The organism is Blastococcus sp. SYSU DS1021 (assembly GCF_054050995.1).
This window is the reverse complement of record NZ_JBJHAL010000015.1, coordinates 30,068-57,017: the sequence shown is the minus strand read 5'-3', so window position 1 is coordinate 57,017 and position 26,950 is coordinate 30,068. Positions and strand designations below refer to the sequence as shown.

The window sequence follows — 26,950 nt, the reverse complement described above, 5'->3', positions numbered from 1 at the left end:
GTCAGGCGGCCGGCGTCGCCGCCGGCGCCGGGGCGGGCGCGGTCCTCGGGATGGCCAGCCCACCGAGGAGCCCGGCCGCGAGCACCGCGGTGCTCACGCCGAACGCCACCTGGAATCCGGCCACGTCGGTGAGCCAGCCGGCGATCAGGGGCCCGGCGATGGCACCCAGGTCCGCCGACATCTGGAACACCGCGACGACCCGGCCGCCCCGCCCGGCGCTCAGGTCGCCGACCAGGGCCGCCGGGGCGCTGGCGAGCAGCGAGGCGGCGAGCCCGAAGACGGCCATGGACAGCAGGAAGGCCCAGAGGACGGGCGGCAGGACCAGCACCGCCATGGCCGCCGTCGCCAGCGCCGCGCCCACGATCAGCGAAGGCCGGCGTCCCCAGCCGTCCACCAGTCGGCCGGATCGGAGCAGGCCGAGCGCCTGCGCGACCGAGCCGACGAGCAGCCCGGCCCCCGCCCAGGCCACGGTCCGGCCCAGCTCCTCGGTGACGTAGAGCGGCACCAGGGAGTTGCGGACGCCGAACAGCACCCAGCCGACGCCGAAGTTGGCCAGCAGCGCGGCCAGGTAGACCCGCGAGCGCAGCGCGCTGCCCAGCCGGACCGGGCCGGCGTCGAGGTCGGGGCCGGCGGCGTCACCCGCCGGGGGCGCGGCCGGGTCGGGCTCGGCGGTGCGCAGCAGCGCGACGCCCACCGCACCGGCCACCAGCAGGAACCCGGCGTAGAGGAAGAACGGCAGCCGGGGGGAGAGCTCCGCCAGCAGCCCGCCGGCGGCCGGCCCGGCGATGCCGCCGAGGATGAAGCCGCCCTGCCAGGTGGCCGCGGCCCGCCCGCGGTGCGACGGCGGGGCCACCCGCAGCAGCAGCGAGAGCGCCGCGACGGTGAACATGGCGCTGCCGATCCCGCCGGCGGCCCGCAGCCCGAGGAAGAGCGGGAAGGACCCGGCCAGCCCGGCGAGACCGGTGGTGACGGCGACGACCACCAGCCCGGAGGCGAGCACGAGCCGCTCGCCGAACCGCTCGACCAGGGTGCCGCCGCTGAAGGCGGAGACGAAGCGGAAGAACGCGAAGGCGCTGACCGCCAGCCCGACGGCGGTGGTCCCGACCCCGAAGTTGCGGGCGAACAGGGGGATCGCCGGGGCGACGATGCCGAAGCCGAGCGCCACGACGAAGGCGATGACCGCCAGGACCCTGACCTCGCGGGGCAGCTCGCCCCGTGTCCCCACCCGCACGAGAGGCGATCGTCGCACGTGCGGTGGCCCGACACGCACGAGACACCCGGGGGGGGGGGGGGGGGGGGGGGGGGGGGGGGGGGGGGGGGGGGGGGGGGGGGGGGGGGGGGGGGGGGGGGGGGGGGGGGGGGGGGCGGACCGCCCCGCGCGCCCGGGTGTCTCAGCCGGCGGTCGTCAGCCGGCGATCCGCCGGGCGCTGTTGTAGCCGCCCATCGAGTCGATCGACGCGACCTTCACCGGGACACCGGACGTGGCGGCGTGCACCATCTGGCCGTTGCCGATGTAGATGCCGACGTGGCTGACCGGGCTGTAGAAGAAGACCAGGTCACCCGGCTGCAGGGCGGAGCGGGAGACCGGCGTCCCCATGGTCGACTGCATGCGGCTGGAGTGCGGCAGGCTGATGCCCGCGGCCGCATAGGCGTACTGCACCAGGCCCGAGCAGTCGAAGGCGTTCGGGCCGGCGGCCGCCCACACGTAGGGGTCGCCGATCTGGGCCATGGCGGTGTTCACCGCGGTCTGCGCCGCGCCGCTGCCGCCGGACACCGGCGCGGGCGGCGCGGGGGCGGGGGCCGGGGCGGGGGCCGGGGCGGGAGCCGGAGCGGGAGCCGCGGCTGCGGGAGCCGGGGCGGCGGGAACCGGGGCGGCGGCCGGCGCCTCCTCGGCGGCCTGGGCTGCCTGGGCCGCGGCGGCCTCCTCGGCGGCGTGCCGCTCGGCGGCGGCGCGGGAGGCTCGCTGCTCCTCGGCGCTCAGCCGGTCGAAGTGCGCCTGGTAGACGGCGATCTCCTCGTCGAGGCGCGCCCGCTCGGCGTTCACGCGGTCGACCTGCGCCTGGGCGTCCGCCGCGGCCCGCTCGGCGTCCGCACGGGCGCGCTCGGCGTCCTCGCCGGCGGTCCGGGCCTCCCCGAGCACGCCGTTGTTGTGGGCGGCGATCGTGTCGAGCAGGCCGACCCGGTCGATCAGCTCCGTGGGCGAGCCGCTGGTCAGCATCGCCGTCACGGTGTCCAGCCGGTCACCGGTGTACGCGCTGCGGGCCACCGTGCGGACGCGGTCCTGCGCCTGGGCCAGGGCGGCCTGCGCGGCGGTGAGCTCCTCGGCGGCCGCGTCGGCGGACGCCTGCGCCGCCTTGAGGTGCTCGCGGGTCTCGTTGAAGCGCTCGGTGAGCACCTCCAGGTCGTGCGCGCGGGCGGCGACGAGGTCCGCGGCCTCCTGGGAGGTGGCCGGCTCGGGGTCGGCGACGGCGGGGAGCGGCGCCAGGACGACGCCGCCGGCGGCCACGAGGGCCAGCAGGGCCCGCCGTCCGGTGATGCGGCGGTGGGCAGGGCTGAGCGAACTCGCCATGTTCGGCGGGTCTTCCTTTCTTCCACGGCCGCCTACCGGGTTAGCTGACGGGTTCGGGCGGGAAGTCGCCCGGCGGCGGACGGCCCGTGCGGGCCGCTCGTCGCTTCACCCCAGGTGGTGCGTTGGGTCCCCGGTCCGGGTGCCGGACGGATCCGGCGGGTGGTTCGGCGGCGTCCGGGCGGCTGTCACGGGTCGAGTGACGAGAGGGTCCGTCCGGACGGGCCCACGCTAGGTGCCGATCCGGCGGATCACCATGCCTGGGGACGACTTCGTCCAGCACCGTGGCCGACAGTCCGGCGGGCGTTCACGCCCAGTCACCGACGCGCCGAGACACGCCCGCGGTCGGCTGACGTGAGGTGGACCACCTCACCGACGACCCAGACCGCCGGGGGGCGGACTGCGTGCTCGGTGAGGGTGGCCGGGAGGTCGGCCAGGGTGGTGCGCAGCGACCGCTGGGTGGGGGTGGAGCCGTCGGTGACGACCGCGACCGGGGTGTCGGGTGCGCGGCCGTGCTCGACGAGGGCGGCGGCGATGGCGGGGGCGGTGTCGACGCCCATGAGGACGACGAGGGTGCCGCGCAGTGCGCCGAGGGCGGTCCAGTCGACCAGTGACTGGGGGTGGCCGGGGGGCAGGTGGCCGGAGACGACGACGAACTCGTGGGTGAGGCCGCGGTGGGTGACCGGGATGCCGGCGAGGGCGGGGACGGCGACGGCGCTGGTGATGCCGGGCACGACCTCGACGGGGATGCCGGCGTCGGTGCAGGCCTGGACCTCTTCGAAGCCGCGGCCGAAGACGAAGGGGTCGCCGCCCTTGAGGCGCACGACGCGGCGGCCGGCGCGGGCGTGGGTGATCAGCAGGTCGTTGATGGTCTCCTGGGCCATCGAGCGGCCGCGCGGCAGCTTGGAGGCGTCGACGACCTCGACCTCGGGGGGGAGCGAGGCGAGCAGTGGCTGGGGGCCGAGGTGGTCGGCGACGACGACGTCGGCGGTGGCCAGCGCCTGCCGGCCGCGGACGGTGATCAGCCCCGGATCACCCGGGCCGCCACCGACGAGGACGACCCGCCCCGGCCCGGTGTCGGAACGGCGGACCGGCAGGGTGCCGTCGGCGACCCCGGCGAGGACCGCGTCGCGGAGCCCGGCCGCCGCCCGGGGGTCGGCCGCGTCGTGGACCGCCAGCACGAGGTCGCCGGCGCGGCCGGTGACGGGCAGCTCGGCGCCGGCCCGCGCACCGTCGGTGCGGGCGCAGAAGATCCGGTGCCGGTCGGCGTCCCGGGCCACCGCGGTGTCGACGTCGGGATCGCCGGTCGCGGCCAGCGCGAACCACGCCCCGGCGAGATCCCCGGCGGCGTAGCGCCGCGGCCACCACTCCAGGTGCCCGGCGGTGGCGGCCGACTCCAGCGCCGGCGTCAGGCCCGGGCTGACCACCGTCACCTCCGCGCCGGCGGCGAGCAGGCCGGTCACCCCGCGGTGCGCGGCCGTACCCCCGCCCACGACGATCACGCGCCGGCCGGCCAGCCGCAGCCCGACCGGGTGCACGCCGTCGCCGGTGGGCTGGGTGGTCACGGGTCCTCCTGCTGCATCGGTGGGGGTGGTCCGGTGCGGGTCGGCGGTCGGGTCCGGCGGCCGCGCGACGGCGACGGTCACCCGGCCGCGCACCGTCTTCCCGACCTCGAGCACCCCGCCCCCGAGGAGCGCCGCCGCCTCGGCGACCGACGGGGTGCCCACCCGGTCGGCGACCGCGCCGGACGGTGCGGGCACGCGCACCCCGGCCAGCGCCTCGGCCGGGTGACCGGCGAGCGGCCAGCCGCGCCGGGCGGCGGCGTCCACCAGCCCCGGCTCGCGCACGCGCGTGTCCAGGGTGGCCAGCCGGACCGGCCCGGGCGGCCGGGGGAGGACGGCGTCGACGGCGGCGAGCACCTCGGCGGCGCTCACCCCGGAGGACAGCCCGATGCCGACGGTCCTCACGTGGGCACGCCGGGACGGTCGGGCAGGGCGCCCAGCAGCCCGGCGGCGTCCCGGGGGAGGGGGCCCTCGGGGAGCAGACCGAGCTCGCGCAGCCGGGCGCCGACCTCCAGCGCCCAGGGGCGAGACAGCCGCGCGCGGGCCAGCAGCTCGCCGTCGCCGAGGACGTCGTCAGGGGCGCCCTGCACCACCGCGCGGTCGACGACGACGGCCACCTCGTCGGCCCAGCGCAGCGCCAGGTCGACGTCGTGGGTGCTCATCACCACGGTGGAGTCGTGCTCCTGCAACCGGGACAGCGCGGCCAGCGCCTCGGTGACCGCAGAGGGGTCGAGCCCGGCGGTGGGTTCGTCGAGCAGCAGCACGCACGGCCGCATCGCCACCGCACCGGCGATCGCCACCCGCTTCCGCTCTCCGTAGGAGAGCTGGTGGGTGGGCCGGGCGGCGAGGTGGTCGACGGCGAGCAGGTCCAGGGCCTCGGCCACCCGCGCGCGCACCGCGTCCTCGTCCAGCCCCAGGTTGAGCGGGCCGAACGAGACGTCCTGCGCCACGGAAGCGGAGAACAGCTGGTCGTCGGGGTCCTGCAGCACCAGCTGGACGGTCTGCCGGTGCTGCCGCAGGCCGCGGCGGGTGTGCTCCAGTGGCACCCCGTCCACGGTCACCGCGCCGGAGACGGGCGGCAGCGCGCCGGACAGGCAGCGCAGCAGCGTGGTCTTGCCCGAGCCGTTGGCCCCGAGCACGGCCAGCCGCCGGCCGGCGGGGACGGTGAGGTCGGCGCCGTCGAGGACCGGGCGGCCGCGCTCGTAGCCGACGACCAGCCCGGTGGCGCCGAGGGTCCGGTGGCTCATGCCACCACCACGCTGACCGCGACGATCCCCGCCAGGCCGGTGAGCGCGGTGGCCAGGAAGAGCCGGGACGACGGCAGCACCTCGGGCAGCACGCGCAGGTCGGTCTCCATGCCCCGGCCGGCCAGGCCCTCCTGCAGCCGGCGGGCGCGGTCCCAGGAGCGGGTGAGCACCCCGGCCGCGAGCAGCCCGGCGGAGCGGTAGGAGCGGCGCGGTGAGGACCAGCCCATCCGCGCCGTCTGCGCCTCGCGGATCGTGTGCAGGCTGTCGAGCAGCACGAACAGCAGCCGGTACATCACGCCCGCCACCTCGACGACCGCGGCCGGTACCCGGAGCCGGCGCAGCGCGGGCAGCAGGTCCGACATCGGCGTGGTGGTGGCCAGCAGGAGGACCGCGGCGCTGCCGGCGACCGCGTGCCCGACCAGCGAGCCGGCCTGCGCGGCGGCGTCCGGGGCCCAGCCGATGCCGCCGTCGCCGACGGACACCACCGCGGTGAGCGCACCGATCGCGATGAACGCCAGCGGCCAGCGGATCGCCCGGCCGAAGGTGCGGGCGGGCACCCGGGCCGGGCCGAGGGCCAGCCCGACTGCGGTGAGCCCGACGAGCACGCTGCCCGGCCAGGCGGGCAGCACCAGCGCGCAGCCGACGAGGCCGGCGCAGAGCAGCAGCTTGTCCCCGGGCGAACGCCCGCGCCACGCACTGCGCCACGCCGCGTCGTCGACCGCGAGGCCGCTCACCGCGGGTCGGTCTCCGCCGGCGTGCTCGTGGCGGGCGCGGGAGCTGCCGTCCGCCGGCCGCGCAGCCGGCCCAGCACGTAGCCGAGCACGCCACCGCCGAGGGCCGCCTGCAGGGCGAACAGGCCGGACTCCACCTCACCGGACGGGCTGAACAGCGAGTCGAACCACGGGGTGTAGCCGTCGCCCTCGAGCTCCTCGGTCACCGCGGCGTCGGTGCCGCCGAACTCCGACCTGCCCCCGTCGAGGAGCAGCGGAACGGCGAACAGCGCGACCACCGCCACGACGAGGAGGGCGTTGACGAGCGCGCGGCGGTTCACGCGGCACCTCCGGCGGGCACGGCCGCGGGAACGGGGGCGGGCTTCAGGATGCCGAGCCGCTCGAGCTCGGGGCGGGCGTTGACCGTGAGCACCCGGAAGAGCAGCACGCCGAGCAGGCCCTCGCCGATGGCCAGCGGGATCTGGGTGACGGCGAAGACGCCGAGGAACTTGGCCAGCGCCCCGGCGAGGCCGCTGGCCGGGTCGGGGAAGGCCAGCGCGAGCTGGACCGACGTGGTGACGTAGGTGGCCAGGTCGGCCACCGCGACCCCGGCGAAGACGGCGGGTAGCAGCCCGGCCCCCGCGGCGCGGGTCAGCCGGTAGACGGCGTACCCGGCCCACGGCCCGACGACGGCGAAGGCGAAGGCGTTGGCCCCGAGCGTGGTCAGCCCGCCGTGCGCCAGCAGCAGCGCCTGGAACAGCAGCACGACCGTGCCGAGCAGCGCCATCACCGGGGGCCGGAAGAGGATCGCGCCCGGCCCCGTGCCGGTCGGGTGGCTCGAGCTGCCGGTGACGCTCGGCAGCTTGATCGCGCTCAGCACGAAGGTGAACGCCCCGGCCGCGCCCAGGAGCAGCGTCGACTCCGGGTTCTCCCGCACCTCCTTGACCACGGCCCGGGCGCCGTGCACGACGAAGGGCGCGGCGGCGATCGTCCAGCCGATCGCGTGGCCGGCGGGCAGGAAGCCTTCAGCGATGTGCACGGGCGTGCTCCGTTCGGACGGCGGGGGCGCAGGCGGTGACGAAGCGCTGGGCCAGCGCGGGGCTGCCGGCCCAGTTGAGGTGGAGGTAGGAGGCGTGGACCCCGCCGGAGACGAACCCCTCGGGACCGGTGGCGGCCCACTGCCAGGCGGGGGTGGGGCCGGCCGGGGGATCGGCGTGGGTGCGGTGGAACTCGTGGCCGCGCACCCGGGTGCCGGCCGCGGCGAGCACGGAGTCGGTGGTCGCCACCGCGGCGCGGTAGCCGAGGGTGAGCCGGGGGGCCATCGCCGTCCCGACGTCCAGGACCCCGCACATGGGGACGCCGTCCAGCTCGCGGGCCAGGTACAGCAGGCCGGCGCACTCGGCGGCGATCGGTGCCCCGCGGGCGGCGAGCGCGGCGACGTCGGCGCGCAGGGACTCGTTGGCCGACAGCTCGGCGGCGTAGACCTCGGGGAAGCCACCGCCGACGACCAGCCCCGCGGTGCCGGCGGGCAGTGCCTCGTCGCGCAGCGGGTCGACGGTCACCACCTCGGCACCGGCGGCCGCGAGCAGCTCGGCGTTCTCCGCGTAGCCGAAGGTGAAAGCCGGGCCGCCGGCGACCGCGATGCGCGGCCGGCTGCCGGTCGGCGCCACCTCCGCGGCCGGGTCCCAGGGCTGCTCGGCGAGGTCGGGCGCCGAGCGGGCCAGCCGCAGCACGGCGTCCAGGTCGACCCCGGCGGCGACGACCTCCCCGAGCCGGCGCACCGTGGCCACCGCCTCGGCCGAGCGCTCCGCGGCCGGCACCAGGCCCAGGTGGCGGGAGGGCGTGTGCAGGGTCTCCAGCCGCCGGATCGCCCCGAGGACCGGAACGCCGGCGGCGCCGAGCGCCTCGCGCAGGATCGCCTCGTGCCGGTCGCTGCCGACCCGGTTGAGCACGACGCCGCCGAGCCGCACCGACGGGTCGAACGTGGCGAACCCGTGCACGAGGGCGGCGACGCTGCGGGCCTGCGAGGAGGCGTCGACCACGAGGACCACCGGCGCGCGCAGCAGCCCGGCCACGTGCGCGGTGGAGGCGAACCCGGGCTCGACGCTCGGGTGGGTGGCGCCGTCGAACAGCCCCATGACGCCCTCGGCCACGGCGACGTCGGCGCCGCGGGCCCCGTGCAGCAGCAGCGGCGCGATCCGCTCCTCGCCGACGAGCCAGGGGTCGAGGTTGCGGCCCGGCCGCCCGGCGGCCAGCCCGTGGTAGCCGGGGTCGATGTAGTCGGGGCCCACCTTGTGCGGGGAGACCGTCAGCCCCCGGGCCGTGAGGGCGGCGATCAGCCCGGTGGTGACCGACGTCTTGCCGGCGTTGCTCGACGGTGCGGCCACCACGATCCGGGGCAGCTCCCGCCCGCCCGTGGTCACCACTCGATCCCCCGCTGGCCCTTCTGGCCGGCGTCCATCGGGTGCTTGACCTTCGTCATCTCCACGACCAGGTCGGCGGCCTCGACCAGCGCCGGGGGAGCGTCCCGTCCGGTGATGACGACGTGCTGGCTGCCGGGCCGGGCGGTGAGCGTCGCGACGACTTCGTCGACGTCCACCCAGCCCCACTTCAGGGGATAGGTGAACTCGTCGAGCACGTAGAACCGGTGCGCCTCGGCGGCGAGGTCGCGCTTGATCTGCGCCCAGCCCTCGGCCGCGTCGGCGGCGTGGTCGGTCTCCTCGCCGTGCTTGCGCGACCAGCTCCAGCCCGCGCCCATCTTGTGCCAGACGACCGGCCCGCCCTCACCGGTCTGCTCGTGCAGCCGGCCCAGCGCGGTCAGCGCGTTCTCCTCGCCGACCTTCCACTTGGCGCTCTTGACGAACTGGTAGACCGCGACCGACCAGCCCTGGTTCCACGCCCGCATCGCCATGCCGAACGCGGCGGTGGACTTGCCCTTCATCTCGCCGGTGTGCACCGCGAGCAGCGGGCGGTTGCGCCGCTGCCGGGTGGTGAGCCCGTCCTGCGGGACGACGGCGACCTGTCCCTGCGGCATCAGGCGGCCTTCCGCACGTCGCGGACCGTGCTGGCCAGGGACTCGGCGCCCAGTTCCTCCAGGCGCAGCGTCTGCGCACCGAGCTGGACCCCCAGGGACGCCGCCAGCCCGAGCCGTACCGGCCCCGACTCGCAGTCGACGACGACGCTCGCGACGTCCGCCGCCGCGAGCAGCCCGGCCGCCCGGCGGGCCTCGCCCAGGTGGTCGCCGCCGCGCGCGCCGGTGGCCCGGCCGTCGGTGACGACGACCAGCAGCGGCCGGCGCCGCGGGTCGCGCACCCGCTCCAGCGTGAGCGTGCGGTAAGCCTCGAGCAGCCCGGCGGCCAGCGGGGTGCGCCCGCCGGTGGGCAGGCTGCCGAGGCGGGCGGCGGCCGCCTCGACCGACCAGGTGGGTGGCAGGGCGAGCTCGGCCGCGCCGCCGCGGAAGGTGATCAGCCCGACCTTGTCGCGGCGCTGGTAGGCGTCGAGCAGCAGGGAGAGCACGGCGCCCTTCACCGCGGCCATCCGGGAGCGGGCGCCCATCGAGCCGCTGGCGTCGACGACGAACAGCACGAGGTTGCCCTCGCGGCCCTCGAGCACGGCCTGGCGCAGGTCGTCGCGCTCGATCCGCAGCCCCGGCCCGCTGCGGCCGCGGGCGCGCTGGTGGGGCGCCGCGGCGAGCACGGTGCCGGCGAGGTGCAGCTTGGTGACGGTGCCCTCGGGGCGGGTCGACCCGACCACCCGGCCGCGCTCCGACCGCGCGCGCGACCGGCGGCCCGCGGCCCCGGCGCCGATCCCGGGCACCTCCAGCCGCCGGGTGCGGAACGGGTCGGACGGAGCGACCGCGGCCTTCTCCGGAGCCGGGGCCGCGTCGGTGTGCCCGCCGCCCTCACCGCGCGGGGCGGTCGTCGGCGGGACCTCCCCCCCGTCGTCCCCAGGCATAGGAGGCTCTACCTGCGTCTCGGCGTCGGACATGGGTGTATTGCTTCCTATGCCTGGGTCCGCGCCGGGGCCGCCGCCGTCCGGGCCGCTGTCGTCCGGGCCGCCGTCGTCCGGGCCGCCGTCGTCCGGGCCGCCGTCGTCCGGGCCGCCGTCCTGCGGGTCGTCCGGGGGCTCCGGGTCGTCCTCGGGGCGGCTGTCCTCCAGCGCCCGGTCCAGGGTCTCCTCGTCGAGCCCGGGTGCGTCGAACGGGTTGCGCCGGCGCCGGTGCGGGAGCGCCAGCCGTGCGGCCACCCGCACGTCGTCCTCGGTCACCTCGTCGCGGCCGCACCAGGCGGCGTGCGCGATGGCGGCGCGGGCGGTGACGATGTCCGCACGCAGACCGTCGACGTCGAACGCGGCGCAGACGGCGGTGACCTGGCGCAGCGCGGTGTCGGAGAGGGTGACGTGCGGCAGGCGGGCGCGGGCGTCGGCGATGCGGGCGGCGAGCGCGGACTCGTCGGCGGCCCACTGCCCGGCGAAACCGGCCGGGTCGGCGTCGGAGGCGAACCGCCGGCGCACGACCTCGGCGCGGACGGCGGGGTCGCGCGGGGCGGCGACCTCCACGGTCAGCCCGAACCGGTCCAGCAGCTGCGGGCGGAGCTCGCCCTCCTCCGGGTTCATGGTGCCGACCAGCAGGAAGCGGGCGGCGTGCCGCACCGAGACGCCCTCGCGCTCGACGTACGCGGTGCCCAGCGCGGCGGCGTCGAGCAGCAGGTCGACCAGGTGGTCGTGCAGCAGGTTGACCTCGTCGACGTAGAGCACCCCGCGGTGGGCGGCGGCGAGCAGGCCCGGCTCGTAGGCCTTGACCCCCTCGGTGAGCGCCCGTTCCAGGTCCAGGGAGCCGACGAGCCGGTCCTCGGAGGCGCCGACGGGCAGCTCGACCAGCCGGGCCGGGCGGGTGCGGGCCGCCGCACCCGGCTCGTGCGGGCCGTCGGGGCAGGCGGGGTCGGGCGCTGCCGGGTCGCAGCCGAAGCGGCAGCCCGCGACGACGTCGACCGGCGGCAGGACGGCGGCCAGCGCGCGGACCGTCGTCGACTTCGCCGTGCCCTTCTCGCCGCGCACCAGCACCCCGCCGACGGCGGGGGAGACGGCGTTGAGCAGCAGGGCCAGCCGCAGGTCGTCCATGCCGACGACGGCGGTGAAGGGAAAGCTCATGCGGGGTACCCGCGCATGGCACGCGTCCTCTCCCCGGGTGTCCACGCCCGGAGGTGGCAGGGACGACGGCTGGAGTCTCCTGGCTCCCGGCTCGACGCCCGTCCCCGACCTTCCCGCTCCCGGGGGAGCAGTGGCCGAGCGTGGGGACGGGCTCCCCGGTCACAGTGGCGGGACCGCGCCGGATTCTCACCGGGCTTCCTCCGCTGCCGTCGCGTGTGGCTGCGTCATCAGACCACGAGCGGCCCGGCCGGCGACAGACCCCCCGCCGCCCGATAGCGACCTAAGACCTCGTTGACTTCCTAACGCCGTTAGGAAAACAATGCGCCTGTGACCGGGGCGGCACCGCCGGACCGCCGTCAACGGCGGCGGCAGGAGACGATCGAGGAGGTCGTCGCCGTCGCCGTGGAGGTGATGACCGAGCACGGCGTCGCCGGGCTGACCCTCGGTGAGGTGGCCCGCCGGATGGGCATCCGCCCGCCGTCCCTCTACGGGTACTTCGACGGCAAGCACGCGCTCTACGACGCCCTCTTCGAACGCGGCTGGCGTGCGCTCGCCGACGTGCTGCGGCACGCCGGCGCGACGCGGGAGGACGCCGACCCGCTCGACGCCCTGCGCTCGGGCACCACCGCCCTGGTGCGCTGGGCCGTCGAGCACCCCGCCCACTCCGCGCTCATGTTCTGGCGCCCGGTGCCCGGCTTCACGCCCTCGCCGCGGGCGTACGAGCCGGCCGTCGCGCTGGACGCGGAGTCCCGCGCGCTGCTGGCCCGGCTGCGGGACGCCGGGCACCTCGCCGCGGACGTCGACCTCGACCGCGCCTACCGCGCCTGGACGGCGCTGGTCGGCGGGGTCATCTCCCAGCAGCTGTCCAACGCGCCCGGCGAGCCGTTCGAGACCGGAGCCTTCACCACCGTCCTGCCCGACGTCATGGACATGTGGCTCGGCCACCACCAGAGGAACCCGTCCACCCGCTGATCCGAGGAGGTCCGTCGTGACCGCTCCCTCTCCTGCCCCTGCCCGTCCACGCCCGCGGTCCGCCGCCCTGGACCGGGACACCGCCTACCGCCTCGCCGCCACGGAGTACGAGCGCATCGTCGCCCTCCTCCGGCAGCTGGACGCCGACGACTGGAGCCGGCCCACCGACTGCCCGGGCTGGGACGTGCGGGCCATGGCCGCGCACGTGCTCGGGATGGCGGAGATGGCCGCCTCGGTGCGGGAGATGGCCCGTCAGCAGCGGCTCGCCGGCAAGGCCGGGGGCGGCATCGACGCGCTGACCGCCGTGCAGGTGCGGGCGCACGCCGACCTCGACGGCCCGGCAGTCGTCGCCGCGCTCGAGGTCACGGCGCCGCGCGCGCTGCGGGGGCGGCGCCGGCTGTCCCGGGTGGCGGGGCAGGTCAAGCTGCCCGAGGAGCAGGTCAACGGCACGGTCCGCGAGTTCTGGCGGACCGGCTTCCTGCTCGACGTCGTCCTGACCCGCGACGTCTGGATGCACCGGGTCGACGTCAGCCGCGCGACCGGCCGTGAGCCCGAGCTCACGCCCGAGCACGACGGGGTGCTGGTCGCCGACGTCGTCGCCGAGTGGGCCGGGCGGCACGGCCGGCCGTACCGGCTCACCCTCACCGGCCCGGCCGGCGGCCAGTGGTCGGCGGGGACGGACGGCGAGCAGCTGGAGCTCGACGCCGTCGAGTTCTGCCGGGTCCTCTCGGGCCGGGGCAGCGCAGCCGGCCTGCTGGGCCAGCAGGTGCCCTTCTGATCCCGCCCCTGCCGGTCGACGGGGTGACAGGGGCCGGCCGCATCGCCGAGCGGCGTCGCCCACCGGCGCTTGCCACTGGCAAGTTGTCAGTGGCAAGCTGCTGGTGTGACCCGGCTAGACGGCGACCTCCGCGCGGTGCTGCTGCGCTCCGCGGCCGAGGTGGCGGCCCGCTCCGGCGTCGCCGAGGTCTCGATCCGGGCGCTCGCCCGCTCGGCGGGCGTGTCCCACGCCGCGCACCGGCACCACTTCGCCTCACGGACCGGCCTGCTGACGGCGCTGGCCGCCGACGGCCACCGGATGCTCGCCAGTGCCCTCGAGGACGCGGCCGCCTCCGACTTCCGCGAGGTCGGCGTGGCCTACGTGCGCTTCGCCCGCGACCACCCCGGTCACTTCGCGGTGATGTTCGCCCCCGACGTCCTCGACCCGGACGACGGCGAGCTCTCCGCTGCCCGGGCCCGGACCTTCGCGGTGCTCCAGCGCGGGATCGACGCGCTGACCGTCGACGGCCGGGTCGACGACGCGCGGGCCGCGGTCGTGGCCGCGTGGTCCCTGGTCCACGGGTTCGCCGGGCTGGCGGCGACCGGGAACCTCGCCGGAGCCGGTCTCGCCCCCGACGGCGGTGGTGAGGCGCTGCTCGAGCTCGCCCGGCGTGCGGCCGGGATGCTGTTCGGTTCACCGGGAAGGAAGACCGGCCATGGATGACCCCCTGCTCGGCGTCCACGTCCTCGCGGGGACCGCCGGGCTGCTCCTCGGGCCCGTGTGGCTCGCGGCCCGTCGCGCGGGTGCTCGGGGCGTTGCCGCGGCGGCCGGCTACCAGGTCGCCGTCGTGGTCGCGGCCGTCACCGGCGGGGTGCTCGCGGCGACGTCGCCGGGTCTGCTCTGGCTGCTGCCGGTCGCCGTGCTCACGGAGGTGCTCGCCGTGGCGGGTGCGCTCGCCCGCCGGCGGGCGTGGCACCACTGGGCCACGCTCCAGCCGCACCTGCTCGGCGGCTCCTACATCGCCCTCGTGACCGCCCTCCTGGTCGCCGAGACGGCCAATCCGGTGTTCTGGGTGCTGCCTGCCGTCGTCGGACAGGTGCCCATCGCGGTCGCCAAGCGCCGGCTGCACGCCGGCGGCCTCGCGCCCGCCTGATCCGCTGCGGCACGCGACCCCGACCGCGGCCCGGCCGGCGCAGCCCGGCGCCCGTGCGCCGGCCGCGGTCGGGAGGGCTGCCTAGGATCGGCGCCCGTGCCAGCCCCCGAGGTCCCCGCCGAGCGCCCGATCGTGGTCGTGGGCATCGGCGCGGACGGTTGGGACGGGTTGTCGCCGACGGCCCGGCGGGCCATCGAGACGGCCGAGGTGCTGCGCGGCAGCGCGCGCCAGCTGGCTCTGGTACCACCGTCGGTGGCCGCGGAGCGGGTGCCCTGGCCCTCGCCGATGGGGCCGGCGATCCGCGCCCTGCCCACGGCGCACCCCGGCCGGCGGGTAGTCGTGCTGGCCAGCGGCGACCCGATGTTCTCCGGGATCGGCACCTCGCTGGCGCGGGTCCTCGGGGCCGACGCGGTCGACGTCGTCCCGCACCCGTCGTCGGTGACGCTGGCGTGCGCGCGGCTGGGCTGGGCGGTGGAGGAGACGACGGTGGTGACGGTCGTCGGCCGGCCGGTGGAGCTGCTGGCCCCGCACGTGACGCCGGGCCGGCGGCTGCTGGTGCTCGGATCCGACACGTCGTCCCCGGCGGCGGTCGCGGACCGTCTCGTGGCCTGGGGGTACGGCGCCAGCCGGGTCATCGCGCTGGCCCAGCTGGGCGGGCCGGGCGAGCGGCGGTTCACCGGCACCGCCGCGGGGTGGCCGCACGCCGAGACCGACCCGCTGGTGGTGACCGCCGTGGAGGTCGTCGCCGACCCGGGCACCGTGCCGCTGCCCACCGTTCCGGGCCTGCCCGACGACGCCTACGAGCACGACGGCCAGCTGACCAAGCGCGACGCGCGGGCGGTGACCCTGGCCAGGCTGGCCCCGCTGCCGGGCCAGCTGCTCTGGGACGTCGGGGCCGGTGCCGGCTCGATCGGCATCGAGTGGATGCGGACGCACCCGTCCTGCCGCGCGGTCGCGGTCGAGTCGCGCGCGGAGCGGGCCGAGCGGATCGCGCGCAACGCCGGGCGGCTCGGCGTCCCCGACCTGCGGGTGGTGGAGGGCCGCGCCCCCGAGGCGCTGGCGGGCCTGCCAGCCCCCGACGCCGTCTTCGTCGGGGGCGGCGCGACGGTCCCCGGCGTGCTCGACGCCTGCTGGGCCGCGCTGCCGCCGGGTGGGAGGCTGGTGGTCAACGCCGTCACGCTGGAGAGCGAGGCGGTGCTGGCCGACCGGTACGCGCGGCACGGTGGCGAGCTGGTGCGCCTCGCCGTCGCCACCGCCGCACCCGTGGGCGGCTTCACCGGCTGGAAGGCGGCCATGCCCGTGACGATCTGGTCGGGAGTCAAGCCATGACGGTGCACTTCATCGGCGCGGGGCCCGGCGCCGCCGACCTGGTCACGGTCCGGGCCGCCCGGCTCATAGCCACGGCGCCGGTGTGCCTGTACGCCGGGGCGCTGGTGCCCCGCGAGTTGCTGGACACCGCGCCGCCGGGCGCCCGGCTGGTGGACACCGCGAACCTCGACCTCGACCAGATCACCGCCGAGCTGGTCGCGGCCCACGAGGCCGGGCTCGACGTCGCCCGGCTGCACAGCGGCGACCCGTCGGTCTACAGCGCGATGGCGGAGCAGATGCGGCGCCTCGACGCGGCCGGCGTGCCCTACGACGTCGTCCCGGGCGTGCCCGCCTTCGCCGCGGCGGCCGCCTCGCTCAAGCGGGAGCTGACCGTCCCCGGCGTCGGGCAGACGGTGATCCTCACCCGCACGTCTGCCCGGTCCACGCCGATGCCGGCGGGGGAGGACCTGGCCACCCTCGGCGCCTCGCGCGCCACGCTGGTGCTGCACCTCGCGGTGCAGCGGATCGCCGAGCTGGTGCCCGAGCTCCTGCCCTCCTACGGCCCGGACTGCCCGGTCGCCGTCGTCGCCCGCGCCAGCCGGGACGACGAGCTGGTCCTGCGCGGAACCCTGGCCGACATCGCGGCGCAGGTCGCCGACGCCGGGGTGAAGCGGACGGCGGTGGTGATCGTCGGCTCGGTGCTGACCGCCGGGGAGTTCCCCGACAGCCACCTCTACTCGACGAGCCGATGCCGATGAAGGACCCTGCTGCCCCCCACCGCTCGCGAGCTCGCGGCGGGCCCCTGCAGCAGGGCCGTCCAACCGGACGAGGCTTAGCTCCGGCCGACCACGGTGCCCGCGCGGTCGATGACGATCACGTCGACCGCCACGGGGGCGCCGCGCAGCACGCCGAGCGCGGTCTCCCGCGCCGCGGCGGCCACCAGATCGCCCAGCGGGAGGCCGGCCGCCCGGCACTGCTGCAGCGCGTCCAGCGCGGTGTTGGCGCCCCGCACCCCGTCGACCAGCTCCGGGGGGCCGCCCGCAGCGCGCACCCGGCCGGCCAGCGACTCGAAGGACACCTGCGAGCGGCCGGAGTGCAGGTCGAGGTGCCCGTCGGCGAGCTTGGCGAGCTTGCCGATGCCGCCGGCGATCGTGAGCCGGCCGATCGGGTGGCGGCGCAGGTACTTGAGCACGGCCCCGGCGAAGTCGCCCATGTCCAGCAGCGCGTCCTCGGGCAGCCCGTACGTCTCGACGGCCACCCGCTCGCTGGTGCTGCCGGTGCAGGCCGCCACGTGCGCGTACCCGGCGGCGCGGGCCACGTCGATGCCCCGGCGGATCGAGTCGATCCACGCCGAGCAGGAGTACGGGACGACGACGCCCGTGGTGCCCAGGATGGACAGCCCGCCCAGGATGCCCAGCCGGGGGTTCCAGGTCCGGCGGGCGAGCTCCGCGCCGTGCTCGACCGACACCTCGACGACGACGTCCCCGGAGCCGCCGTGGCGGGCGGCGACCGCGGCGACGTGCTCCCGGATGAACTGCCGGGGCATCGGGTTGATCGCGGGCTCGCCGACCGCCAGCGGCAGCCCGGGTTTGGTCACCGTGCCCACGCCCTCGCCCGCGCGGAAGGTGACCCCGCTGCCGGGTGCCCCGTGGGTCACCCGCACGGAGACGAGCGCGCCGTGGGTGACGTCGGGGTCGTCTCCGGCGTCCTTGACCACGCCGGCGGTGGCGGCGCCGTCCTCGAGGCGCTCGATGGCCAGCGCGAACGACGGGTGCCGGTCGTGCGGCAGGTCGATCGTGACCGGGTCGGGGAACTCGCCGGTGAGCAGCGCGGTGTAGGCGGCGGTGGCCGCCGCGGTCGCGCAGGCGCCCGTGGTCCAGCCCGAGCGCAGGCCCGTGCCGTCCGTCCGGTCCGCCGTCGTCACGTGATCAGCATGCACGGCGGCGCGGCGTGACCGGCCGGGTGCTGGTCCTGGGCGGGACCGGGGAGGCGCGACGGCTGGCCGGAGCGCTGGTGGATGACGGGGTCGACGTCGTCAGCTCCCTGGCCGGGCGCGTCGCCGAGCCCCTGCTGCCGGTGGGTGCGGTGCGGATCGGTGGGTTCGGCGGTGCGGCGGGGCTGGCGGCCTGGCTGCGGGAGGCCCCGACGGCGGCCGTCGTGGACGCCACGCACCCGTTCGCCGCCGGGATGACGGCGGCGGCGGCGGAGGCGACATCGGTCACCGGGGTTCCGTTGCTGCGACTGCAACGACCGGGCTGGACCGCCGGGCCGGGGGACGAGTGGCACTGGGTCGGGTCACTGCAACGAGCGGCGGCAGTGGTGACCGGGTACGACTCGGTGTTTCTCACGACCGGGCGGCAGGGGCTCGCCGCGTTCGCCGACGTCCCGGGGCACTGCCTGGTGCGGTCGGTGGACCCCCCGTCGCCGCCGCTGCCCCGGCGCAGCACGGTGGTGCTCGCCCGCGGGCCGTTCACCGTCGCGGACGAGATCGCGCTGATGCGGGCGCACGCCGTGGAGGTCGTCGTCACCAAGGACAGCGGGGGCGGGATGACCGCCGCCAAGCTGACCGCCGCTCGCGAGCTGGGGGTGCCGGTCGTGCTGGTGCGCCGCCCGCCGCTGCCGCCGGGGGTCGCGGTGGCCGACACCGTGGAGGCGGCCCGGGAATGGGTTCGGTCGCGCACGACCTGATCCGACGTACCGCCGACCCGGCTCAGGCGGGCAGCGACTCCGCGGCGTCCGGCGTCCGGTCGGGTGGGGTCGCCCGGCGGCGCAGCCGCACACCGGCGACCGCGGCCAGCGCCAGGACGACCAGGACGGCGGCGTAGACCTCGGTGACCGGTGCCAGGCCGAACGCCCCGGCGGCGGCCCCGGCGGCCACGGCCGGGACGCTGAAGCTCAGGTAGCCGACGACGAAGACGCTCGACAGGAGCCCGGCGCGCTCGGCCGGTGCCACGCCGGCGCTGGCCGTGGCGACCGCGCCGAGGAAGGCCAGGCCGAAGCCGAGGCCGGAGACGACGGCGGAGCCGAAGAGCACGACGACCTGCCCGGTCAGCAGGGCGGCGATCGTGCCGGTCACCCCGACGGCGAACACGGAGGCGCCCGCGACCATGGCGCGCTCCGGTGCGAGGTCGCGGCCCAGGACGGCGCCGAGCGCCGCGGTGCCCTGCATGGCCAGCACCAGCAGGCTGCCGACCAGGTGGTCCTCGATGCCGAAGACCGAGGCGACCAGCGAGGGGCCGAGGGAGAGGTACAGGCCGCCGAGCGCCCACGCGGCGACGATGGCCGGGAGCGCGGTGAGGAACGCCGGGCGCTGGGGTGCGGGCACGCGCACCGTCGGCCGCAGCGAGCGCAGCGCTCCCGGTGCGCGGGGGGAGGTCTCGGGCAGCAGCGGCACCAGCGCGGCGGCGAGGATCAGCACCCCGGTCAGGACGGCGAAGACCCAGCGCGTGGGCGAGGCGACGTACTCCACGACCAGGCCGGCGCCCACGGCCCCCAGCGACAGCCCGATGCCGGGCCCGGCGCTGTTGACCAGCGGGCCCAGCGGGCGGGCCGGGCGCTGGGTGTCGAGCAGCAGGGCGCCGAGGGTTCCGGTGAGCGCGCCCATGGACAGGCCCTGCAGCACCCGGGCGGTGAGCAGCCAGCCGACGCTGTCGGCGGTCAGGAAGACGGCCATGGAGACCGCCTGCAGCAGCAGCCCGCCGGCCACCACCGGCCGGCGGCCCACGTGGTCGGAGAGGCCACCCACCACGAGGAGGGCGGCCAGCAGGGCGAGGGCGTAGATGCCGAAGACCGTCGTGAGCATGCCGGGCCCGAAGCCGAACTGCTCCTGGTAGACGCGGTACAGCGGCGTGGGCACCCCCGAGGCCGCGAGGACGAGCAGCAGCAGGCCGGCGGTGGTCCAGAACGCGGGGGCTCTGCTGAGCGTCGGGGGTGCCACGACGGTGGGAAAGGGCAACGATCGCGCGGGCATTCCCCGCCCCGGCGTGTCAGCCCGGGTAGCGGCGGGAGGTGTAGACCGCGCCGGAGGCGGTGACGCGGGTCTGCGAGGAGCCGATCAGCACCAGGCAGCGCATGTCCACGGTCGCGGGGTCCAGCGCGCCCAGGGTGGTGACCCGGAGGCTCTCCTCCGGCCCGCCGACGTCCCGCCCCACGACCACCACGGTCTCCGGCGGGCGCACCTCCAGTAGCACCCGCAGCGCTTCGCCGAGCTGGTGCGGGCGGTGCTTCGAGCGCGGGTTGTAGAGGGCGATGACCAGGTCGGCGGCGGCGGCGTGGCGCAGCCGATCGGTGATCACCTCCCAGGGCTTGAGGACGTCGGAGAGCGACAGCACGCAGAAGTCGTGCCCCAGCGGGGCCCCCACCCGGGCGGCGACCGCCTGGGCGGCGGTGAGGCCGGGGACGACCCGCACCGGGACACCGGCGAACTCGGGGCGCTCGGCCACCTCGAGCACGGCGGCGGCCATGGCGAAGACGCCCGGGTCTCCACTGGAGACGACCGCGACCCGCCGCCCCTCCCGGGCCAGCGTCAGCGCGTGCGCGGCACGGTCGGCCTCGACGCGGTTGTCGCTGGGGTGCCGGGTCTGGCGCGGGTTGGCCGCGACCCGGTCGAGGTAGGGGCCGTAGCCGACGAGGTCGTCGGCGGCGGCGAGCGCCTCGGCGGCCTCCGGGGTCGTCCAGCTCCGCGCGCCCGGACCGAGGCCGACGACGACGACCTCTCCGTGCGTGGCCGCCTCGCCGGAGGGCTGGGCCGGCTCCGTGACCTGCGGCGTGAGCGGGCTGGGCAGCAGGGCGAGGGAGAAGTACGGGACGCTCGCCGGGTTGACCTCGGCGAGCGGCAGGCACCGCTGACGGTCGGTGGTGGCCCGCTCGACGTAGAGCGCCCGGTCGAGCACGCCGGCCCGCTCGAACGCCTCCCGCACCTGCGGGAAGGTGCGGCCGAGCTTCATCACCGCCGCCGAGTCGGTGCCGGCCAGCCGGGCGGCGAGCTCGTCGGCCGGCAGCGTGCCGGGGAGCACCGTGAGCACCTCGTCGCGCTCCACCAGGGGCCGGCCGACCGCGGCGGCCGCGCCGCTCACGCTGGTCACCCCGGGGACGACCTCGGTCGGGTAGCGGTGCGCCAGCCGCTTGTGCATGTGCATGTAGGAGCCGTAGAAGAGCGGGTCGCCCTCGGCGAGGACGACGACGTCGCGGCCGGCGTCCAGGTGGGCGGCCAGCCGCGCAGCGGCGGCCTCGTAGAACTCGTCGATCGCGCCCTGGTAGCCGCCCGGGTGGTCGGTGGTCTCGGTGGTGACCGGGTAGACCAGCAGCTCCTCGATCTGCCCTTCGCGCAGGTAGGGCTCGGCCAGGCCGCGGGCCACCGACCGGCCGTGCCGCGCGGCGTGGAAGGCGACGACGTCGGCGGCGCCGATCAGCCGGGCGGCCTTGACCGTGACGAGCTCGGGGTCGCCGGGGCCCAGCCCCACCCCGTAGAGCCGGCCGGTCGTCTGTCCGCTCATTCGGCGGTGCTCGCGATCGCGTTGATGGCGGCCGCGGTGATCGCGCTGCCGCCGCGCCGGCCCCGGACCACCAGGAACTCCAGGTCGGACTCCGCCAGGGCGTCCTTGGACTCGGCGGCGCCGATGAACCCGACAGGGATGCCGAGCACGGCGGCGGGGCGCGGGGCACCGGCGGCCACCATCTCGAGCAGATGGAACAGCGCGGTGGGGGCGTTGCCGATCGCGACGACCGCGCCGTCGAGCCGGTCGCGCCACAGCTCCAGCGCCGCGGCGGTGCGGGTGGTGCCCAGCTCGGCGGCGAGCCCGGGGGTCCGCGGGTCGTTCAGGGTGCAGATGACGTCGTTGTCCTTCGGCAGCCGCCGCCGGGTGATGCCGCTGGCCACCATCTGCGCGTCGCAGAGCACCGGTGCGCCGGCGTTCAGCGCCTCGCGGGCGCGCTGCACGACGTCGGGGGAGTGGGCGATGTCGTCGACGAGGTCCACCTGCCCGCAGGCGTGGATCATCCGCACCGCCACCTGGGCGACGTCGGCGGGCAGGTTCGCGAGGTTCGCCTCGGCGCGGATGGTGGCGAACGAGCGCCGGTAGATCTCGGCGCCGTCCTTCTCGTAGTCGTACATCGGGCAGGAGGCTACGTCCCGCGCTCGGGCCACCTGCTCCGGGGAACGGCGGGCGGTCCCAGCCCACCGCTGTGCTGCGTGCTTGAGCAGGCCGACGAACCCCTCCCAGGACCCGGGGAGGGTTCGTCGTGCGTCGGTGGCTCAGCCGGTGCGCGAGTGTTCGGGTTGGCCGGTGATGCGGGGGAAGATCAGGATCTCGGTGCCGTCGGGCCGGTAGGTGTGCCATCGGCCGGCGGTATCTCGTTCGATGCGGAATCCGTGGTGGACCTTGGTGTGGTGGCGTTCGCACAACAGCCCGGAGTTCTCCAGCGAGGTCTCTCCGCCGTCGGCCCAGTGCACGAGGTGGTGGACGTCGCACCAGTGGGCGGGGGCGTCGCAGCCGGCGAACACGCATCCCCGGTCGCGGTACTCGACCGCGCGGCGCAGGGCCGGCGGGACGACCCGGTGCCGGCGGCCCAGGTCCAGGAGCTCGCCGTCGGGACCGATGACGATGCGGGAGACGTTGCCGTCACAGGCCAGCCAGCGGGCGCGGGCGGCGGAGATGGTGGCGCCGAGCCCGGTGGTGGCCGCGCCCGGTCCGGTGGCGGGGTCGACCAGGTCGGTGAGGTCGATCCGGACGATGACGTGCGGCTTCACGGTGCGCAGGACCGGCAGGGCGCCGGAGGCGAGCTGGTTGTCGGCCAGCTGGACCAGGGCGTCGGCGGACTGCTGGGCGCGGGTGCGGCTGTCCCCGGCGGGGCGGGAGGCCTGCACGATCGACTCGACCGCGGCCTGGAACTTCTCCCCGCCGACGGCGTCGAGCTCGCCGCGGAACCCGACGCGGCCATCGGCGTGGGTGACGAACACCAGTGACCGGCCCTCGGTGGGATCGGGCTCGGGGCCGTCGGGGTCGAGCCGGGCCAGGTAGTGGTCCACGACCTGGCGGAGTTCGGCGTGCGGGCGACTCGCGGCGACCTCGGCCAGGGTTGCGTCGACCCCGGCGAGGTCCACGTCGTGCGCCTGCGCGGCGGCCACGTTCACCGGTGCGGCGACCGGGGCGATCACCGCGACCGCCTCCGCCGTGATCGCACCCGCGGCGAACGCGGCTCGCACCGCCGGTAGCTCGGGCAGCGCCCGCCCGGAGCGCACCACCCGGGACGCCGCGGCCGACGACAGCCGGGCATGTCCGCGCAGCCAGGAGGCCATCGTCCGCTGCCCGTCGTGCTCGGCGGCGGAGGTGACCTCGCACTCCCGCACGGTGCGGGTGACTTCCGCGGCGAGCCGGTTCTGCGCCACCAGCAGCGGCCGCAGCCGGTCGAGCAGCTGCGGGCCGAACCGGCCGGCCAGGTCCTCGGCCGCCAGGTCGTCCAGCGCGGCCGTCAACCGGTCCAGCGCATCACCCGCAGCGGTCGAACGCATGTACGAATACTAGCCGGGCGGGCCGGCCTCGGCAACCCGAAACTGCAGGTCAGAAGCCTGTCCACAGATTTCGGCACAGCGTGGACAGCGGTGGGTCGTGGTGCTCGGCAGTTCACTGCGGCGGGTGCCCGCTCTCGCATGGCCCGACCCGCCACGTGCGTCCTCCGGCCCGGCTCCGGGCTAGCGTCGCGCCGTGCCCGACTTCCCCGCTCCGGAGCCGCCCGCCCAGCAGGTGGCCTTGCGCGCGACCGTCGAGTCAGTGCTGCGTGACCACGAGGGCACCGTGTCGTACCGGCACCACGACGCTTCTGGCAGTCCGGGAACCGGCGGGAGGCCGTCTACGGCTGGGGCACGACGATCGAGCCCAGGACGGCAGGCGAGCCGATCGAGGTGTGGTTCGACGGGCTCGACGAGGACATCGCGGTCGACCAGGTCCGCGGCCGCTGGTGGCGACGCCGGCTGGTCCGGCACGAGTGGCGGGACCTCACCGACCTCGATGACGTCTTGGCCGACGTCGTCCGCGTGCTCCGCGCATTGCTGAGCGACTACCGGTAACAGGGCGCACGCCCCAGCCCCGGGTTCAGCATCGTGGGCTGCTGTCCGTCACCCCTGCCGGAGCGAGCCGGCCTCAGCCGGGGTGGCCGCTGCCCTCGACTCGGTAGCCGGCGCCGGTCGCGACCACGTCCACCACTGCGCCGCCGGGCCGGCCGCAGCGCCGCTCGCACCCGGCCCAGTGCTGCCGCGCCCCGTCCGCCGGGAGGGATCCGGTGATCACGGCAGCGGTCGCGTCCGACCGCACGTCGGCCAGGGACTTCGCGCACCCGGGCAGCGCCGCGCAAGCGGTCACGCGCGTCCACGGGCTCGTGGGGTCGAGCACCAGCCCGGCGTCGGCCAGCGACCTGGCCGCCGACCCGTCGGCCAGGTCGGGCGCGACGACCCCGCGCCACGGGGTGAGCTGCACCTCTGCCGCGACGTCGGCGAGCAGCGACACCTGGGCGGCGGTCAGCCGGCCCAGGGGGACCACCGCGGCGAGGGCCGTGCGGCCGTCGTCCTGCCGCACCGCACCGATCGGGCGGATCCGCGGCTGGGCCGGCACCTCGACCCGCTCCCCGGCCGGGGCGTCCAGCCGCGCCGCCACCCGTGCCGGCCCGTCGGCGAGTTCGGCCAGCCGCCAGGCCGTTCCGCCCTGGGCGGCGCGCTCGTCGAGGAATGCCCGGGTGGCCGCCAGCGCGAGGTCGACGGCGTCCGCCGGACCGGCGCGCAGGCCGGAGTCGGCGCCGGCGAGGGTCAGCGCGACGGCGTCGGGGGCGAGCGCGAACAGGCCGACGTCCCCGCCGAGCGCGGCGACGTCGCCCCGGCCGTCGTCGAACGTGGCCAGGAACCGTCCCGGCAGCGCGGCGAGCGACGGGTCGGCGCACAGCCCGGCGTCGAAGTCGCGCACCCAGGGCCGGGCGTCGAGCAGGCCCCCGGTCCGCCCGCTCAACACGCTGCCCAACAGGTTGCGGGCCGTCTCGTGGCTGTCGCTGGGCAGCAGCCCGGCCGCCGCCAGCCGGCCGCCGAGCTCGCCGGCCGATCCGGGGCGCAGGCCCCGCAGCTGCACGTTGCCGCGGCTGGTGAGCTCCAGCGCGCCGTCCCCGAGCTCGACGGCGGCCGCGCCGAGGACGCGCAGCTGGTCGCCCACCAGCAGTCCACCGGGGACCCGCACCCGCGCGAGCTCGCCGTCGGCGGCGGAGTGGGTCTGCAGCGCGCCGGGGCAGGCGTCGGCCCGGTCCCGGAGGGGAGGCGTGGGCAGCCCGGCTGATGACATGGCGCCCGCGAGGCTACGTCCCGGGTCGGCCCGAGCCGTCGGCGGTCAGCTCCAGTCGATGCGCTCGGCCAGCGCGCGCAGCCGCGCCCCGGACGCCGGGTCCACCGACGCCGCCCAGGCCACCCGGCCCAGGACGTGGTCCCGGAACGTGGCGGGGTCGCGGCCGCGGAGCTGGGTGGTCCAGCCGCGGGTGGCGCAGTTGTGCAGCAGCGCGCGCAGCTCGTCCCGCTCGCGGCGGGGCAGCGCCGGGCGCTCGTTGACCACGACGCCCAGCACTGCCTGCCGGCGGGCCGAGCCCATCGCGCGTGTCTTGGCGGCGTTCACCCGGAAGCCCTCCTCCCGGGCGATCTCACCCACCAGCTCGGCCAGCCGGCCGCGCCCCACCCGGGTGCCGCCGCTGAAGGTCAGGTCGTCGACGTAGCGGGTGTAGGTCGCGCCGAAAGTCGCCGCGAGCGCGGCCAGCCGGCGGTCCAGCCGGTAGCAGACCAGGTTCGCCAGGGCCGGGGACGTGGGCGCACCCGGCGGAAGATGCGGCACGGCGAGCCGCGTCCCCAGCCGCCGGTGCCGCTCCCGGGCCACGGGGTCCTCCGGCGGCGGGATGCGCCGCCACACCGCGGCGGGCACCACGGTGGTGACCAGGCCGGTCACCGCGTGCGCGACCGGCTCGGGGAGGCCGGCCTGGCCCAGCAGCAGCCCGTGGACCCGGGGCGCGGGGACGCTCGCGAAGAAGTGCTCCAGGTCCATCCGCAGGACGACGGCGGCGCCGGCGTGCGGGGCGGCCGCCGTCCGCACCGACCGGCCGGGCACGCAGCCGTGCGCGGCACCGTGCACCGGGACCGGGTCGAGCACGTGCCGCAGGAGCCGCCGCTGGATCTCCTTCAGCCGGGGCTTCGGTGCGGCGAGCAGCCGGACGCCGGTCGGCCGGTCCACCGCCCGCCAGCGGTAGTGGCGCAGGGGCTCGGGCGCCGTGCGCTCGAGGGTTCGGGCGTCGGCGAACCAGGCCAGCTCGCCCTGGTCGAGGTCGAGCAGCCGGGCCAGGGCGCTCAGGTCGGGCAGCTCCACCGTGGGCAGCCGGGGCCGGACGACGGCGGTCGGCACCGGCTCCCAGTGCACCACCCGCGGCGGCACCTCGGCCGCCTGACCGCGCGCCCAGCCCCCCGTCGTGCGGAGGAAGGCGGCCAGTTCCCGCGGGCGGTCGGCCGGTGGGTGCCAGTAGGCCCCCAGCACCTCACCGACCAGCGTGCCCACCCAGCGGGGGGCGCGCCGGTACCCGAGCGCGACGGCGACCCGGCGCACCATCTGCGGGCGCCGCCACCGCCCGGCGAGCAGCGCGGTGGCGATGCCGTTCGCGGTGACCTCGGCGCGCCGGGTGGCCGTCACCGGCGGGGCCGCCGAGCGCGACGGCGGGGAGGGCAGCCGCTCCGTGACGGAGGCGCCGGGACGTGCGCGGAGCGCGCCGTCCGGCGGGTGACGCATCGCCCTGCTCTGCTGCGAGACCCCGGGGTTGCCCCGGAGGGACCGGCTCCTCGCCGGTCGTCCTGCCCTCCCCGCCGCACCCGGCCACGGTAGGGGGCCGATCCGGCCCTGACCAGTCCGGGCGGCGGATCCGCGCTGGTCGGGCGATCACGCGGGGTCGCGGTACGCCTCGGGGAGGCGGCGGCGCCGCAGGTCCACCCGACGCGCGGCGAGCAACCGGCCGTCCGCGGCCCGTGCCTCCACGAGGGGCGGCACGCCGTCCCAGACGACCACGAGGTGCCCGTGCCGCGGCACCCTGATCTCCCGCGGACCGACGACGACCCGGTCGACCTCCGCGCTCGCCCTGAGCACGGCGTAGCTGACGTACCGGGCACCCCAGGGCAGCAGCCGCCCGGCGTTCCGGAGCGACGAGCCACCGCCGCGCCAGAGGAGGTGACCGCCCAGGGCCGCGGCGGCGGGGCGGTCGGCCAGGTCGTCGTCCTCGAACCCGCCGCCCCCGCCGCCCCCGAGCAGCGACCACTGGGCCCCGCGCCGCACGAGCACCCAGGCCTCCTGCACCGCGCAGCCGACGCTGCGGCGGGCGAAGAGGGTGCAGGCGACGTCCCCGTCGACGTCGACGGCCAGCGGGGCGAACCGCCGGCGTCGGCTGATCCGCGGCGGGGAGTCCGGCACACCGCGCTCGAGGAGCGCGATGCTCTCCGTCAGCGCGTCGTAGGCCACCGCGGCAGGCTAGG

General features: G+C 77.1%; 26 protein-coding genes and 2 riboswitches. Of the genes, 8 read left to right on the top strand and 18 right to left on the bottom strand.

Going from position 1 to position 26,950, the window contains the following annotated elements; genetic code table 11:
• Position 1: 1 nt before the first annotated feature.
• The 10 genes from ACI8AP_RS12725 to ACI8AP_RS12680 form a co-directional block, all read right to left on the bottom strand.
• Positions 2-1,231, bottom strand: coding sequence for an MFS transporter (locus tag ACI8AP_RS12725; RefSeq protein ID WP_456589712.1), 1,230 nt, complete (start codon positions 1,229-1,231; stop codon positions 2-4).
• Positions 1,232-1,405: 174 nt separating this feature from the next.
• Entirely contained in the window at positions 1,406-2,569 is a 1,164-nt protein-coding gene (locus tag ACI8AP_RS12720; protein WP_456589711.1) for a C40 family peptidase, read from the bottom strand.
• Positions 2,570-2,583: 14 nt separating this feature from the next.
• Positions 2,584-2,737: riboswitch (cyclic di-AMP (ydaO/yuaA leader) on the bottom strand.
• A gap of 146 nt (positions 2,738-2,883) precedes the next feature.
• On the bottom strand, positions 2,884-4,533 hold the full coding sequence (gene cobA / locus ACI8AP_RS12715; RefSeq protein WP_456589710.1) for a uroporphyrinogen-III C-methyltransferase: 1,650 nt from the start codon (positions 4,531-4,533) through the stop codon (positions 2,884-2,886).
• The gene (locus tag ACI8AP_RS12710; RefSeq protein WP_456589709.1) at positions 4,530-5,375 is read right to left on the bottom strand and encodes an energy-coupling factor ABC transporter ATP-binding protein; all 846 of its coding nucleotides are present in this window, start codon (positions 5,373-5,375) and stop codon (positions 4,530-4,532) included. The genes cobA and ACI8AP_RS12710 overlap by 4 nt, the downstream gene beginning before the upstream one ends.
• On the bottom strand, positions 5,372-6,109 hold the full coding sequence (gene cbiQ / locus ACI8AP_RS12705; protein WP_456589708.1) for a cobalt ECF transporter T component CbiQ: 738 nt from the start codon (positions 6,107-6,109) through the stop codon (positions 5,372-5,374). Before cbiQ ends, ACI8AP_RS12710 begins: the two co-directional genes overlap by 4 nt.
• Positions 6,106-6,426 (bottom strand): energy-coupling factor ABC transporter substrate-binding protein, encoded by a 321-nt coding sequence (locus ACI8AP_RS12700; RefSeq protein WP_456589707.1) that lies wholly within the window; start codon positions 6,424-6,426, stop codon positions 6,106-6,108. The genes cbiQ and ACI8AP_RS12700 overlap by 4 nt, the downstream gene beginning before the upstream one ends.
• A complete protein-coding gene (locus ACI8AP_RS12695) occupies positions 6,423-7,124 on the bottom strand; it encodes an energy-coupling factor ABC transporter permease (protein WP_456589706.1) in 702 nt (233 codons plus the stop codon). The genes ACI8AP_RS12700 and ACI8AP_RS12695 overlap by 4 nt, the downstream gene beginning before the upstream one ends.
• Entirely contained in the window at positions 7,111-8,508 is a 1,398-nt protein-coding gene (locus ACI8AP_RS12690; protein WP_456589705.1) for a cobyrinate a,c-diamide synthase, read from the bottom strand. The genes ACI8AP_RS12695 and ACI8AP_RS12690 overlap by 14 nt, the downstream gene beginning before the upstream one ends.
• Positions 8,505-9,119, bottom strand: a complete 615-nt coding sequence (gene cobO, locus ACI8AP_RS12685; RefSeq protein WP_456589704.1) for a cob(I)yrinic acid a,c-diamide adenosyltransferase — start codon at positions 9,117-9,119, stop codon at positions 8,505-8,507. The genes ACI8AP_RS12690 and cobO overlap by 4 nt, the downstream gene beginning before the upstream one ends.
• Complete coding sequence (locus tag ACI8AP_RS12680) at positions 9,119-11,233, bottom strand: putative cobaltochelatase (RefSeq protein WP_456589703.1); 2,115 nt, start codon at positions 11,231-11,233, stop codon at positions 9,119-9,121. The genes cobO and ACI8AP_RS12680 overlap by 1 nt, the downstream gene beginning before the upstream one ends.
• 73 nt (positions 11,234-11,306) lie before the next feature.
• Positions 11,307-11,433, bottom strand: a riboswitch (cobalamin riboswitch).
• Positions 11,434-11,560: 127 nt separating this feature from the next.
• Between ACI8AP_RS12680 and ACI8AP_RS12675 the strand changes: the two genes are divergently transcribed.
• The 6 genes from ACI8AP_RS12675 to cobM all read left to right on the top strand — a co-directional run bounded on the left by ACI8AP_RS12675 (position 11,561) and on the right by cobM (position 16,181).
• Positions 11,561-12,205 carry a TetR/AcrR family transcriptional regulator gene (locus ACI8AP_RS12675; RefSeq protein ID WP_456589702.1) on the top strand — a complete coding sequence of 215 codons (645 nt, stop codon included), beginning with the start codon at positions 11,561-11,563 and terminating at the stop codon, positions 12,203-12,205.
• Positions 12,206-12,221: 16 nt separating this feature from the next.
• Positions 12,222-12,983 carry a maleylpyruvate isomerase family mycothiol-dependent enzyme gene (locus ACI8AP_RS12670; protein WP_456589701.1) on the top strand — a complete coding sequence of 254 codons (762 nt, stop codon included), beginning with the start codon at positions 12,222-12,224 and terminating at the stop codon, positions 12,981-12,983.
• Between the two features lie 105 nt (positions 12,984-13,088).
• On the top strand, positions 13,089-13,685 hold the full coding sequence (locus ACI8AP_RS12665) for a TetR/AcrR family transcriptional regulator (protein WP_456589700.1): 597 nt from the start codon (positions 13,089-13,091) through the stop codon (positions 13,683-13,685).
• Entirely contained in the window at positions 13,678-14,115 is a 438-nt protein-coding gene (locus tag ACI8AP_RS12660; protein WP_456589699.1) for a hypothetical protein, read from the top strand. The genes ACI8AP_RS12665 and ACI8AP_RS12660 overlap by 8 nt, the downstream gene beginning before the upstream one ends.
• A 96-nt stretch (positions 14,116-14,211) precedes the next feature.
• Complete coding sequence (gene cbiE, locus ACI8AP_RS12655; protein WP_456589698.1) at positions 14,212-15,444, top strand: precorrin-6y C5,15-methyltransferase (decarboxylating) subunit CbiE; 1,233 nt, start codon at positions 14,212-14,214, stop codon at positions 15,442-15,444.
• Entirely contained in the window at positions 15,441-16,181 is a 741-nt protein-coding gene (gene cobM / locus ACI8AP_RS12650) for a precorrin-4 C(11)-methyltransferase (protein ID WP_456589697.1), read from the top strand. The genes cbiE and cobM overlap by 4 nt, the downstream gene beginning before the upstream one ends.
• A gap of 74 nt (positions 16,182-16,255) precedes the next feature.
• Here cobM and ACI8AP_RS12645 read toward each other — a convergent pair whose 3' ends face one another.
• Positions 16,256-17,347, bottom strand: a complete 1,092-nt coding sequence (locus ACI8AP_RS12645; protein WP_456589696.1) for a cobalt-precorrin-5B (C(1))-methyltransferase — start codon at positions 17,345-17,347, stop codon at positions 16,256-16,258.
• Positions 17,348-17,373: 26 nt separating this feature from the next.
• On the opposite strand from ACI8AP_RS12645, the gene ACI8AP_RS12640 reads away from it, so the two are divergent.
• Complete coding sequence (locus ACI8AP_RS12640) at positions 17,374-18,111, top strand: cobalt-precorrin-6A reductase (RefSeq protein WP_456589695.1); 738 nt, start codon at positions 17,374-17,376, stop codon at positions 18,109-18,111.
• A gap of 22 nt (positions 18,112-18,133) precedes the next feature.
• Here the strand turns inward: ACI8AP_RS12640 and ACI8AP_RS12635 are convergent, their stop codons facing one another.
• The 4 genes from ACI8AP_RS12635 to ACI8AP_RS12620 all read right to left on the bottom strand — a co-directional run bounded on the left by ACI8AP_RS12635 (position 18,134) and on the right by ACI8AP_RS12620 (position 22,906).
• Positions 18,134-19,360, bottom strand: a complete 1,227-nt coding sequence (locus ACI8AP_RS12635; protein WP_456589694.1) for an MFS transporter — start codon at positions 19,358-19,360, stop codon at positions 18,134-18,136.
• Between the two features lie 49 nt (positions 19,361-19,409).
• Positions 19,410-20,918 carry a precorrin-2 C(20)-methyltransferase gene (locus ACI8AP_RS12630; protein WP_456589693.1) on the bottom strand — a complete coding sequence of 503 codons (1,509 nt, stop codon included), beginning with the start codon at positions 20,916-20,918 and terminating at the stop codon, positions 19,410-19,412.
• The gene (locus tag ACI8AP_RS12625; protein WP_456589692.1) at positions 20,915-21,535 is read right to left on the bottom strand and encodes a precorrin-8X methylmutase; all 621 of its coding nucleotides are present in this window, start codon (positions 21,533-21,535) and stop codon (positions 20,915-20,917) included. The genes ACI8AP_RS12630 and ACI8AP_RS12625 overlap by 4 nt, the downstream gene beginning before the upstream one ends.
• A gap of 141 nt (positions 21,536-21,676) precedes the next feature.
• On the bottom strand, positions 21,677-22,906 hold the full coding sequence (locus ACI8AP_RS12620) for a DUF222 domain-containing protein (RefSeq protein ID WP_456589771.1): 1,230 nt from the start codon (positions 22,904-22,906) through the stop codon (positions 21,677-21,679).
• 417 nt (positions 22,907-23,323) lie between these two features.
• Here ACI8AP_RS12620 and ACI8AP_RS12615 point away from each other — a divergent pair, with 417 nt between their 5' ends.
• On the top strand, positions 23,324-23,488 hold the full coding sequence (locus ACI8AP_RS12615; RefSeq protein ID WP_456589691.1) for a hypothetical protein: 165 nt from the start codon (positions 23,324-23,326) through the stop codon (positions 23,486-23,488).
• A gap of 73 nt (positions 23,489-23,561) precedes the next feature.
• Here ACI8AP_RS12615 and ACI8AP_RS12610 read toward each other — a convergent pair whose 3' ends face one another.
• The 3 genes from ACI8AP_RS12610 to ACI8AP_RS12600 all read right to left on the bottom strand — a co-directional run bounded on the left by ACI8AP_RS12610 (position 23,562) and on the right by ACI8AP_RS12600 (position 26,936).
• Positions 23,562-24,740: a precorrin-3B synthase gene (locus ACI8AP_RS12610; protein ID WP_456589690.1), complete on the bottom strand. Its 1,179-nt coding sequence runs from the start codon at positions 24,738-24,740 to the stop codon at positions 23,562-23,564.
• A 45-nt stretch (positions 24,741-24,785) separates the two neighbouring features.
• Entirely contained in the window at positions 24,786-26,216 is a 1,431-nt protein-coding gene (locus tag ACI8AP_RS12605) for a reverse transcriptase family protein (protein WP_456589689.1), read from the bottom strand.
• 147 nt (positions 26,217-26,363) lie between these two features.
• Positions 26,364-26,936 (bottom strand): hypothetical protein, encoded by a 573-nt coding sequence (locus ACI8AP_RS12600; RefSeq protein WP_456589688.1) that lies wholly within the window; start codon positions 26,934-26,936, stop codon positions 26,364-26,366.
• Between the last annotated feature and the right edge of the window lie 14 nt (positions 26,937-26,950).